The 12,408-nt window shown below is 73.8% G+C and carries 8 protein-coding genes; 5 read left to right on the forward strand and 3 right to left on the reverse strand.

Going from position 1 to position 12,408, the window contains the following annotated elements:
- Positions 1-282: 282 nt before the first annotated feature.
- Positions 283-4,515 carry an FG-GAP-like repeat-containing protein gene (locus tag DER29_RS35900; RefSeq protein WP_158618949.1) on the forward strand — a complete coding sequence of 1,411 codons (4,233 nt, stop codon included), beginning with the start codon at positions 283-285 and terminating at the stop codon, positions 4,513-4,515.
- A gap of 63 nt (positions 4,516-4,578) precedes the next feature.
- Here DER29_RS35900 and DER29_RS01550 read toward each other — a convergent pair whose 3' ends face one another.
- Positions 4,579-5,619 (reverse strand): App1 family protein, encoded by a 1,041-nt coding sequence (locus DER29_RS01550; protein ID WP_121395637.1) that lies wholly within the window; start codon positions 5,617-5,619, stop codon positions 4,579-4,581.
- A gap of 174 nt (positions 5,620-5,793) precedes the next feature.
- Here DER29_RS01550 and DER29_RS01555 point away from each other — a divergent pair, with 174 nt between their 5' ends.
- From DER29_RS01555 to DER29_RS01570, 4 genes are all read left to right on the forward strand, one after another.
- On the forward strand, positions 5,794-7,413 hold the full coding sequence (locus DER29_RS01555; RefSeq protein WP_121398913.1) for a hypothetical protein: 1,620 nt from the start codon (positions 5,794-5,796) through the stop codon (positions 7,411-7,413).
- A 61-nt stretch (positions 7,414-7,474) separates the two neighbouring features.
- Positions 7,475-8,272, forward strand: a complete 798-nt coding sequence (gene yaaA / locus DER29_RS01560) for a peroxide stress protein YaaA (protein WP_121395639.1) — start codon at positions 7,475-7,477, stop codon at positions 8,270-8,272.
- Positions 8,273-8,374: 102 nt separating this feature from the next.
- A complete protein-coding gene (locus tag DER29_RS01565) occupies positions 8,375-9,055 on the forward strand; it encodes a hypothetical protein (protein WP_121395641.1) in 681 nt (226 codons plus the stop codon).
- 192 nt (positions 9,056-9,247) lie between these two features.
- A complete protein-coding gene (locus tag DER29_RS01570) occupies positions 9,248-10,222 on the forward strand; it encodes a TAXI family TRAP transporter solute-binding subunit (protein WP_370040007.1) in 975 nt (324 codons plus the stop codon).
- Positions 10,223-10,232: 10 nt separating this feature from the next.
- Here DER29_RS01570 and DER29_RS01575 read toward each other — a convergent pair whose 3' ends face one another.
- Together DER29_RS01575 and DER29_RS01580 are read right to left on the reverse strand one after the other, a co-directional pair.
- On the reverse strand, positions 10,233-11,717 hold the full coding sequence (locus tag DER29_RS01575; protein ID WP_121395643.1) for a HAMP domain-containing sensor histidine kinase: 1,485 nt from the start codon (positions 11,715-11,717) through the stop codon (positions 10,233-10,235).
- A gap of 9 nt (positions 11,718-11,726) precedes the next feature.
- Entirely contained in the window at positions 11,727-12,383 is a 657-nt protein-coding gene (locus DER29_RS01580) for a response regulator transcription factor (RefSeq protein WP_121395645.1), read from the reverse strand.
- Positions 12,384-12,408: the final 25 nt, after the last annotated feature.

The following is a 12,408-nucleotide window of genomic DNA, read 5'->3' on the forward strand; positions in this document are numbered from 1 at the left end:
GACGACAGACGTTTCCCCGAGTCTGCCGAACTGCTTCACTGTGGCCGCAAACCGGACGCGACGACGCGTCCACCGGACACGCACACGGGGGAGCACCGCTTCATGCCCGCAAGCCGCCCAACAGCACGAACAAGAGCGAAGAAGACCGTCGCCACAGGCATCACCGCAAGCCTCCTGCTGGCCGCCGCGGCCGCGGGACCCGCCGCCTCGCCGGCTGCGGCAACGGCCAGGCCGGGTGCCGCCACGAAGCCGGCGCCCGCCTCGCTCGGGGTGGATCAGGCGGTGGCGGAGGCGCGGCGCACCGGCAAGCCGGTCGAGGCGACCGCCGCCGGGACCCCGACCGCCACGCTCACCGCCCGCCCGAACGGCGTGGTCGCGCTGACGCAGACCGCCGTGCCCACCCGAACGCGGGTGGACGGGCAGTGGAAGACCCTGGATCCGACGCTGGTCCGCCAACCCGACGGCAGCATCACCGCCGCCGTCACCACCAACCCGATCCGCCTGTCCCCGGGCGGCACCGGCCCTCTCGCCCGGATGTCCAGCGGCACCCGCGCCCTGGCGGTCACCGCGCCGATGGCGCTGCCCGCGCCGACCCTGTCCGGCAGCACCGCCACCTATCCCGAGGTCTTGGCCGGTGTTGACCTCACCGTCACCGTCACCGCCGAGGGCGGCTTCTCCCACGTCTTCGTGGTCAAGAACCGGCGGGCTGCCGCAAACCCGATGCTGGCCGCCCTCGACTTGACCACGAAGGGCGAAAACGTCACACTCGCCGCCGACGCCGCTGGCAACATCACCGGCCGCGACCGCCACGGCACCACCGTCCTCACCGCCCCCGCCCCCACCATGTGGGACTCCGCCGCCAACGGGGCAGCCGGACCGAGCCCGCGCCGCGCGACCAGGTCCAGCCCGGCAGCGCCCGGCCGAGCCGCGGAGACCGCCCGGATCGGCGTGAAAATCGCTCCCGGGAAGCTCACGCTGACCCCGGACCGCGGCCTGCTCACCGACCCGAAGACGGTCTACCCCGTCTTCATCGACCCGACGTTCAACTGGGCGTCGTACGGAGCCGGAAAGGGCGGCTGGGCCACGATCTCCCACCAGCACCCGTCGAGCAACTACTGGAAGAACACCCCCGACCCCAACGACCGGATGCAGGTCGGAAACTCCGGCGTACAACGCTCCAACACGCTGATCAACTTCCCCGTCCCCCACGCCACCCTGACCGGAGCCACGATCAACTCCGCACTCTTCAAGATCACGAACACGTTGTCGTGGAACTGCACCGCCAGGACGGTCAACGTCTACGCCCCCGCCACGGTGCTCGCCTCCGGCAACGCCACCTGGAACTACTGGGAGGGCCAGTCCAAGGGACCTCTGGCCGCTTCGGAGAGCTTCGCGTACGGCTACAGCGGCTGCGCCGCAAAGGCCGTCTCCTTCGATGTCACCGGCCAGATCCGGGCCGACGTGACCGCCAAGAAGGGCACCCGCACACTGTGGATGATCGCTGCCAGCGAGGCCAGCGACACCCACAGCTGGAAGGAGTTCCTCGAGACCAGCCCGACGCTGACGATCGAGTACAACCACAAGCCCAACACCCCGACCGGGCTCAACACCTCGCCGAAGACCACGTGTGCGGGCGGAAGCACCGTCGGTGACAGCTCCGTCTCCCTGTACGCCCCCGTCTCCGACCGCAACGGCGGCACCCTCGGCGTCACCTTCAAGCTGTGGAAGACCTCCGACGCCAGCCAGACCGCGCTCGCCTCGTCCGACCCGAACCTGCTGACCTACGCCTCTGGCAGCACGGCAGTGCTGGTCGTGCCGGTCGCCACGCTGCGCACCGCCGCAAACGGGGCGCTAACCCAGTTCTCGTGGAAGGCACAAGCCACCGACTTCCGCACGCCCAGCGACTGGTCGGCCACCTGCACCTTCCAGTTCGACCCCACCCGTCCCGGCGCGCCGAACGTACCCGAGGTGCCCGACGGCTCAACGACCATCGGCCAGCCCTTCACCGTCGACATCACCAAGGCCGACGGCACGAACCCCAGCGGCTACGTCTACCAACTCAACGCCGGTCCCCCCGTCGACGCCTCCACCACCGATGGCACGGCCACCATCACCATCACCCCGAGCCGATTCACGAACACCCTGACCGTCACCAGCGTCTCCGCAGGCGGCAACATCGGTGACAGCAAGAGCGTCACCTTCAACTCCGCTCCGGCCTCCACCGCTCGGGACGCCGACCTGACCGGCGACGGCGCAGCCGACCTCGTCACCGTCGGTGCCACCCACGGTCTGCCGCCTGGGCTGTGGCTCGCGCCCACCGACAGCGAACAGAGCGCGTTGACCGGAATCAACATCGGCGCGCGGGGCAACGGGGTCACCGAAGACAACTCCCCCGCCGACTTCAACGGCGCCCAGGCCATCACCGGCCACTTCACAGGCACCGGCCTGCAGGACGTCCTCATCTACTACCCCGCCACCGGAAACGGCGGCGTCCTACGCGCCAACGGCGACGGCTCCGTCATCCAGGCCCAACAGAGCGGCAACCAGTTCAGCGTCTCCGGCGATCTGCTCGCCGAAGACGGCGTCCTGCCGCGCCAACTGGCCAATGCCGGAGACATCCGGGGCGCCGCAACCGGCATCCCCGAGCTGATCGGCATCAGCGGCAACACCACCACCGGCCACCACCTCACCTACTACTCCAACTTCTACGCACCCGCCCTCTACGCCAACCCCCAACCCATCGACCAGACCACCCCCACCGGCGGCACCGACTGGGACAACTGGACCATCGCCACCGCCCAGCTCACCGACAGCACCGCGATGTTCCTGTGGAACCGCACCACCGGCGCGCTGCACCTCTGGACCGACCTCGCCTTCGACGGCAACAACATGCTCACCTTCACCCCCCACAAACTGTCCGACACCTGGAACCCCGGCGCCGACCTGACGCTGCGAGCCGCCGACATCGACGGCAGCGGAACCCCGGACCTGTGGACCGTCGGCACCGGTGCCAGCACCACGGCCTGGTTTGTCAGCGCCCTCGCCCCGGGCGCAGCCGGTGCGGCAGGCACCGGCACGATCACGGGCCAGGCGAGCCGAGTGCTCATCACCGCCGACCATGTCTGGCAGCTCAACGACGCCGGCGCCGGCCCGGTCACCACCGCCCGCGACACCGCCGGCACCCTCCACGCCACCGGCAACGCCGGCGTCACCTGGAAGACCGGCGACGCGTTCGACCCCGACGCCGTCTTCAACGGCACCACGGGCACCCTCACCACCCCCACCCCGGCGGTGAACACCACCACCAGCTTCACCCTCTCCGCCTGGGTGAAGCCCTCCGCCCTCGGCGGAACCGTCCTGTCCCAGAACGGCACCAACACGGCCGGCTTCAGGCTCTACACCGACGCCAGTGACAAGTCGTGGCGCTTCGCCATGCCGCGTACCGACGTGGCTGCCCCGACCTGGGACACCGCGAGCGCTGGCGTGAACAGCGCCCGGGTGGGCGTCTGGACGCAGGTGACGGTCAACTTCCAGAAGCCGTCGAACCTGCTGACGATCTACCTGAACGGGGCGAACCTCGGCCGGATCGGCCACAGCACCGTCTGGAACGCGAGCGGTGGGCTGCGCATCGGCAGCCACAAGACCGCCGCATCCTCCTACGGCGGCTGGTTCGCCGGGGAACTAGCCTTCGTGCAGACCTGGAACGAGGCGTGGAGCGTCGCACCGGCGCCCACGGCTCGGCATGCCAACATCGTGGCCACCAAGACGGACGGCTCCCTCTGGTACTACCAGCACACCGGGGCGCCCTCCCAGCCGTACGGCTACGGCAACCTGATCGGTAGCGGGTGGACCATGTTCGACCGGGTGATGACCGGGGATCTCAACAACGACACCTATCCGGACATCGTCGCCACCAAGCCCGACGGCACCCTCTGGTACTACGGCAACACCGCCAACCTGTACCCGGGCCAGCCGTACGGCTACGGGCGCAAGGTCGCTGCGGGGTGGGAGAACCTGCCCAAGACCACGGCCGGCGACGTCAACGGCGACGGGTACGCCGACATGATCAGCATGCGGACCGACGGCAAGCTGATCTGGCACCACAACCGGTGGGCGACCAACTCCGACGCGCCGTTCTACGGCACCGGCGTCGAGATCGGTGCCAACTGGACCGTGTTCAATCGGATCATGGCCGGGGACGTCAACGGCGACGGTTTTGCTGACATGATCGCCACCAAGTCCGACGGCACCCTCTGGTACTACCAGAACGCCTACGCGACCAATCCGAGCTGGCCGTTCAGCGGCGGAGTCCAGATCGGCACCGGCTGGAACGGCTACACCCGGATCGTGCCGGGCGACGTGAGCGGCGACGGGCACGTCGATCTCATCGCCACCAAGTCCGACGGCACCCTCTGGTATTTCGGCAACAACATCAACACCAGCAGCAACGGCAATCCGTACGGAAGCGGCCGGCTCATCGGCACCGGCTGGAACGCGTACAACCGGGTCTTCTAGGGGATCTGCCCGACGGGGCCGGTGGTGGCGCGAGCCGCCGCCGGCCCCGTCGGCGTCAGGGGATCAGACCAGGCCGGCGTCGCGCAGCAGCTTCCACAGGCCGGCGCCGTCGGGCGCGGAGAGCCACTTCTGCCCCACCGGCCCCGCCGACGACTCGCCGCCGGGGGTGGGCAGGCTACCCGCCAACACCGCCTGCGTGGGCGAGAGCCGGCGGATCGCCACCCCGGCCACGTTCTCCGGGTGGGCGGCGGCGAACTCGCGGTAGATCTCCGGGTCGTGCTGCCCGTCGTCGCCGACCAGCAGCCACTTCACCTCGGGGAACTCCTTGGCCAGCCGGGCCAGGGTGACCCGCTTGTGCTCCCGCCCGCTGCGGAACCAGCGGTCGGCGGTCGGCCCCCAGTCGGTCAGCAGCAGCGGCCCGGCCGGGTAGAGGTGCCGGGACAGGAACCGGGTCAGCGTCGGCGCCACGTTCCAGGCGCCCGTGGAGAGGTAGAAGACCGGCGCGCCCGGGTGCGCGGTGACGAGGCGCTCGTAGAGCACCGCCATGCCGGGAACGGCGTTGCGGGCGTGCTCGTCGAGGACGAACGTGTTCCAGGCGGCGAGCAGCGGCCGGGGCAGCGCGGTGACCATGACCGTGTCGTCGATGTCGGAGAGGATGCCGAAGCGCACCTCCGGGTCGAGAATGCGTACCGGCGCCTCGACCGGCTCGGCGTCCGGCAGGCTGATCCGCACCGAGCCCCAGCCCGGCGGCAGGTCCGCCTCGACCACGGCGTCGACGAACCCGCTGCGGTCGGCCCGCGCCTCGTGCCGTTCCCCGCCGGCCTCGATGCTCACCGTGACGTGCTTGGCCGGCAGCGTGGTGAAGCTGCGCCACCCGCGCACCTTCTCCAGCCGGCCGCGCTGGCGGGTGTCCGGCCGGCCCAGCAGCACCCGGCACATCACCCGCACCCAGCCGGGCGCGCCGTAGCCGGTGTACGCGATGACGTTCGTCCGCCAGCCGGTGCGCCGCAGCCGGCGCTCGACCAGCGAGTGCACGGCATCCTCGATCCGCGCGGCCCGGTGCAGGTTAGGTACGGCCAACTGGCCGGCGGGAGTGGGTGGCACGTCAGCAACCCTGCCACAACCCGGCCACCTCGGCCACGCGAGGCGATCTTCCCCGCCACCGGTCGCGGGGTCGATGAGGCCGGCGGGCACCGACCGGCCGGCTGCGCCGATCCGCCCCGGCCGGCCCCGACGGCGTGAAACACTCCGGTCGGGACGACGACGGGGGCGTTGGTCGTGTCGCAACCAGTGCGCAAGCGTGGGCGGTGGCGCCCGCAGCTCGACCGGCCGGCGCTCGTCGCGCTGCTGCTCGGGCTCGCCGGGGTCGGCTACCGGCTGATCCTGACCCTGCACACGGTGCCCGTCTCCAACAGCGACGAGGCGACGTTCGGGCTGGCCGCGCTGCACATCGCGCAGGGTCGCGAGCTGCCCGTCTTCCTCTACGGGCAGCGCTACATGGGGATGCTGGAGTCGTACCTGGCCGCGCCGCTGATCGCGGTGGCCGGGCCGGGCTGGCCGCTGCTGCGTCTGCCGCTGCTGCTGCTCTACGCCCTCTTCCTCTGGCTGATCCACCGGCTGACCCGGCGGATCTGCTCCCCCTGGTTCGCCACGGGGGTCGTCGGCCTGCTGGCGCTCGGCGGGGAACGGGTCGTCCGGGACCAGCTGACCGTCGTCGGCGGCCGCCCGGAGGTCAAGGTCGCGGTGCTGCTGATGCTGCTGATCGCGGTGGGACTCGCGCGGGGAACGGTGCGGCACCGCCGGTCGGCCGTCGGGCTCTTCGGCCTGCTCGCCGGGGTGGCCGCCTGGTCGGACTGGCTGATCCTGCCCTACCTGGCGGTGGCCGCGCTGGCACTGCTCTGGGCGGCCCGCCGGGAGTTGCTCGGCGCGGCCGGCGTGCTGCTGCTGGCCGGGTTCGCCGTCGGGATCGCGCCGATGATCCGGGACAACCTCCTCGCCCCGCCCGGCGAGGACTCGCTGTCGGTGTTCCGCGAGATCAGCACCAAGGCCGGCCCGTCGCCGCCGTGGTTGCGGCGGCTGGACGGCGGGCTGCTGGAGGGGGTGCCGCTCGCCGCCGGCCTCTGCCCGGTGGACGGCTGCGCCCGCTGGCAGGGCTGGTTCGGGCTGCTCTACCCCGTGCTGCTGGCGGTCGCCGCCGCGCTCGCCGTCCTCGCGTACCGCCGGGCCGCGGGCGCCCCGCGCGGCGAGCGGGTCGGCCCGGTGGTGCACCTCGCGCTGGTCGTCGGCGCGGCGCTGACCCTGCTGTCGTACGTGCGCAGCCCGCTCGCCGCCACCAGCCCGCTGGACAACGCCCGCTACCTGTCGGTGCTCCAGCTCTCCCTGCCGGCGGTGCTCTGGCCGCTCTGGGTGGCAGCGGTCGCCTGCTGGCGGGGCACGGTCGGCGCGCTCGGCCGGCTGGCCGGTGCGCTGGCCACCGCCGTGCTCGCCGCGCTGGCCGCGACCACGCTGGTGGTCACCGTGCTGTTCGCGGCCACCGGCACCGAGGAGTCCCGGACCGAGGAGCGGCAGGCCCGCGAGCTGGCCGACACGCTCCGCGCGGGCGGGCCCCGCGAGGTGTACGGGGACTACTGGACCTGCAACCGGCTGATCTTCAACACGGCCGAGGCGGTGACGTGCGCGGTGCTCGACGGCGACCTCGCCCCCGGGCAGAACCGCTACCCCGCGTACTGGCGGCAGGTGGGGCGTGCCGACCGGCCCGGGTACGTGCTGGAGGCCGGCTCGGCGGCGGAGCGGCGGCTGCGCGCGCTGCTGGGCGACCGGGCCGACGCCGCGCTGGTCGCCGAGGTGGGCGGGTATCGCGTGTACCACCCGGAGACGCCGGTGCGGCCGTGGCGGTAGGGCCGGCCCGTACGCTGACCGGACCGGCGCGCGGACGCCGCGCCGAGCCGAGGAGTCACCGATGCTCATCCTGCTGCCGCCCTCCGAGGGGAAGGCCGACGCCGGCACCGGCCGGCGGCTGGACCTCGCCCGGCTCTCCCTGCCGGAGCTGACCGACGCCCGGGAGGAGGTGCTGACGGCGCTGGTCGCGCTCAGCGCCGACGGCGACGAGGAGGCGGCCCTGGCGGCGCTGGGGATCAGCGAGGGCCAGCGCGGCGAGCTGCGCCGCAACGCCCGGCTGCGGGTGGCCGCCACCGCGCCCGCCGGCCGCGTCTACACGGGGGTGCTCTACGAGGCGCTCGACCTCGCCTCGCTGCCGGCGACCGCGCAGCGGGCCGCCCGCCGGTCGGTGCTGGTCAGCTCTGGGCTCTGGGGCGCGGTACGCCTCACCGACCGGGTCCCGCCCTACCGGTGCCCGATCGGGGCGAGGCTGCCGGGCCTCGGCGCGCTGTCGGCGTACTGGCGGCGGGCGCTCGCGCCGGCGATGGCCGCGGCGGCCGGCGACGGGCCGGTGCTCGACCTGCGCTCCGGCGCGTACGCGGCCACCTGGGCACCGCGGGGCGAGGTGGCCGACCGCACGGTGACCGTCCGGGTGCTGCACGAGCGGGAGGTCGACGGCGTGCCCGTCCGGTCGGTGGTGAGCCACTTCAACAAGGCGACCAAGGGCCGGCTGGTCCGCGACCTGCTGACCGCGGGCGCCCGGCCGCGCACCGTCGACGGGCTGCTGACCGCACTGCGCGACCTGAAGTATCCGGTGCTGGAGCAGCCCACCCCGGCCGGCCGGCCACGCCAGGTCGACGTGGTCGTCACGGAGCTGTAGGACAGCCGCAAGATTTCCTCAAGGCTGGGACCGATCGGTTTCCCCGGCGGCGTCGACGGGCCACGGTAGAGGGACCCCCGACGCCGACAAGGAGTGCCTGAGTTGGCTCCCGAACAGATCCTGCTCGACCGGCCGCGCCTGCCCTCGACCCCGCCGCCGTTGGACTGGTCCACCCTGGCCGACGCGTTCGAGGCCGCCTGCCTGCTGCGCTGCACGCCCCCGCCGGCCGTCGCCGGCACCCGCCGGCCGGCGCCCGAGCACCGCCCCCCGTCGGTGGAGTTCAACCGGGAGGAGGCGGCGCACCGCATGCGTCAGCTCCTCCACCGGCTGGACGTCCCCATCGAGCACGAGGTGACCGTCGGCGGGCTGCGCCGCCGCTACCAGCTGCACCGGCTCTCCGTGCCGCACCAGCACCGGCCGGCGTACGCGAGGACGCTGGAGGCCGGCTGGCGGCAGGGCCGGCGCGAGCTGCTGGGCGGGCCGGTCCCGGGCGCGTCGACCGTACGGCGGGCGTGGCGGCCCCGGCTGGCCGCGGCCGCCTGGCGGGCCGCCCTGCTCGCCGGTGGGCGGCACGTCCGCCGGCACATCCTCGGCGTCCGGATCACCGACCGGGAGCTGGCCGCAATCCTGGTGCGCGGGGCCGCCCTGCTGGACGTTCCGGCGCTGCTGCGCCCCGGCACCGGCTGTTACCTCGTCTGCGTCGCCGACGGCCCGGACCGCCAGCGGATCCTGCACAGCACCGCGCTCGGTTCCGCCCACGTGCCCGACCGGTCGGCCGGATGAACGCGATCGGCGTCGTCCGCGGGGCGCCGGAGGCCGCCCCGCCTCCTCCACCGTGCCGATCAGCCCGACCGGCGGCGGCGTTCCGGCCTCGGTCGCGTACCGCAGCGAGCTGACCATCGTCGTCGACGCGGCCCCGGGGTCCTAGCCCGGCCGGTGGGCGGCGGGTTGCGGCGGCGGCCCGCACGGCGCAGAGTGCAGCGCGTGAGTCGCACCCGGTTCCGCCGTGTCCGCCCGCGTCCCGTCCGCCCGCCGGCGCTGCTGGCGCTGCTGCTGGTGGTGACGTTGCCCGGCGTGGCCGGTTGCCAGGACGCGCCCGAGCCACCGGTCCGGATCCGGATCGCGACCGGCAGCCCGACGGCGGTCTACCACGCCTTCGGGCAGTCCCTGGCCGCCGTGCTCAACCGGGAGCTGCCGGACGTCCGGGCCAGCGTGGTGGTGACCGCCGCCTCGGCGGAGAACGTCCGGCTGGTCGGCGCCGGCGAGGCCGAGCTGGGTTTCACCCAGGCCGACGTGCTGCCGGCGGCGCCGGCGGCGCACCCGTCCGTGGTCGCGGTCGCCCGGGTCTACGACGACCTGCTGCACCTGGTCACCACCGCCGGCGGTCCCGTCCGCACGCTCGCCGACCTGCGCGGGCGGCGGGTGTCCGTGGGCGCGCCCGGGTCCGGCACCGAGATCACCGCCGTCCGGCTGCTGGAGGTGGCGCGCCTGGGCGGCGACCGGGTACGCCAGGAGCGGCTCGGCCTCGACGATTCGGTCGCGGCGCTGCGGGCCGGCACGATCGACGCGTTCTTCTTCTCCGGCGGGCTGCCGGTCCGGGCGCTGGAGCAGCTCACGGACGACAGCGCGACGCGGATCGTCGACCTCGGCGAGTGGACCGGGCCGCTGCGCGAGAGCAACCCGGAGGTCTACGTCTCCCGGGACATCCCCCGCTCGGTGTACGGCACCGACCCGGTGACCACGGTGGCCAACCCGAACTTCCTCATCGTCCGGGCCGACCTGCCCGCGCCGCTGATCCGGGAGGTGACCCGGCTGCTGATGGAACGCCGCCAGGAACTGGCCGCCGCGCATCCGGCCGCCGGCCGGATGAGCCCCCGCTCGGCCATCGCCACCGCCCCGCTGCCGCTGCACCCCGGCGCCGCCGACTGGTACCGCGCCGCCAAACCCTGACCCGCCGCCGCTACACCCCGACGCCGCTGTCGAGCTGTCCCGTGGCGCGGGGCGCCGCGGGAGCGTCGTCGCGGCCCGGCGCGGCGGGAGCGGCGTCGCTGGGAGCAGGGTCGCCGGGAGCGGCGTCGCCCGGAGCGGGGAACCAGAGGCCCGCGACCAGGCCGCGCGGCTCGCCCCCGCGCATGGTGAGCCGCCCGTCCGAGGCGTCGACCAGCACGGCGACGATGGTGAGGCCCAGCCCGGCCCCGTCGATGTTCTGCACCTCCGGGGCACGCCAGAACCGCTCGGTCGCCTGCCCGAGCTGGCTCGCCGTCATGCCCGGGCCGGTGTCCCGGACCTCCAGCGCGGTGCCGTCGTCGTGGCGCCGGACGGTCACCGTCACCTCCCCACCGGCGTCGCTGAACTTGACCGCGTTGTCGATCAGCGCGTCCAGGGCCTGGTCGATGGCGGTCGGCACGGTCCGCGCGTACGCCGGGGCGTCCTCGGCCACCAGCCGGAGGGTGATGCGGCGGTGCCGGGCGAGCGGCTCCCAGGCGGCCACCCGGGACGCGGCGACGGCCGCCGCGTCGACGGTGACCCGCTGGTTCTCCCGCCGCTCGGCGCGGGCCAGGGTCAGCAGCGCGTCCAGCACGAGGGCCAGCCGGTCGGTCTCCTCCAGGGCGAGCTGGTGCTCGGCCCGCCCGTCCGCGTCGGTCAGGCTCGGGCCCAGCTCCTCCACCCGCAGCCGCAACGCGGTCAGCGGGTTGCGCAGCTGGTGGCTGGCGTGCGCGACGAACGCCCGCTGCCGGTCCATCACGTCGGAGACGACGTCGGCCATGTGGTTGAAGCTGGTCGCCAGGCGACGCAGCTCCGGCGGGCCGAGCCGGTGCTGCACCCGTGCGCCGCGGTCCCCCTCGGCAATCTCGTGGGTGACCGCGTCCAGCTCGGTGACCGGGCGCAACACCCAGCCGGCCAGCCCGAACGCGGTCAGCACGCAGGCCAGCACCGCGAGCAGGCCGGTTCCGGCCAGCGCCAGCCACCAGACGGTGACGGCCCGCCGGACCGGGTCGGCCGGGGTGGTGATGACCACCGCCCCGAGCACCTCACCGCCGTCGTTGATCGGCACCGCCACCACGATCGGCCCGTCGACCCAGGGCCAGACCGACTCCGGCCCGCTGGCCTGCTGCCCGGAGAGCGCGGTGTCCAGCGCCTCGTGTGAGCCGGGAGCCGGCTGCCAGCTCTCCGAGGCCGCCACCGTACGGCGGTCCCGGTCGACCACCGCCGCGCCGATGCCGTAGAGGTCGTCGTAGCTGCGCAGCTCGTTGTCGAGCGGGCCGGGCGTCCCGCCCCGCAGCGCCGGGCCGGCAAGCGAGGCGAACCGGGTGGCGTCGGCGAGCCGGTCCGCGCGTACCCGGTCGGTCTCCCGGGTCGCCAGGGTGACCGCCAGCGGGGTCTCCAGCGCGATCAGCACCAGCACCATCAACAGCAGGTAGCTGATCACCAGCCGACGTCGCACGGCGTCTCCTCACTCGCCGCGCAGCCGGTAGCCGACCCCGCGTACGGTCTCCACCAGGCCGGGATCGCCCAGCTTGCCGCGCAGCGACCCGACGTGCACCTCGACCGTGTGCCCGTCGCCCCAGGTGGTGCCCCAGGCGTCGAGCAGGATCCGCTCCCGGGCCACCGCCACGCCGGGCTGGCGGGCCAGGGAGAGCAGGACGTCGAACTCCTTGCGGGTCAGCGCCACCGGCCGGCCCTCGACGGTGACCGTCCGGGCGGCCACGTCGACGCGTACGGGCCCCACCTCGATCAGGTTGCGCTCCGGCACGGCGTGCGCCGCGCGGCGCAGCACCGCCTCGATGCGTGCCTGGAGTTCGGTCATGGAGAAGGGCTTGACCACGTAGTCGTCCGCGCCGAGCCGCAGGCCGAGCACCCGGTCCCGTTCCTCGCCCCGGGCGGTCACCGCGATGATGCCGAGCTGGCTGCTGCGCCGCCGCAGCTCCCGGCACAGGTCGGTGCCGTCCCCGTCGGGCAGGGTCAGGTCCAGCAGCACCAGGTCGCAGGGGGCGGCGCAGAGGGCCGCCGCGACGGTCGCGGCGTGCTCCACCTCGTACCCCCGGCGGGTGAGGGCGGAGGAGAGCGCGGCGGCCACCCGGCGGTCGTCCTCGACCAGCAGGATGCGCACCCGGGGCCCCCATTCGTCGGTCCGT

Source organism: Micromonospora sp. M71_S20, from assembly GCF_003664255.1.
GTDB lineage: Bacteria > Actinomycetota > Actinomycetes > Mycobacteriales > Micromonosporaceae > Micromonospora.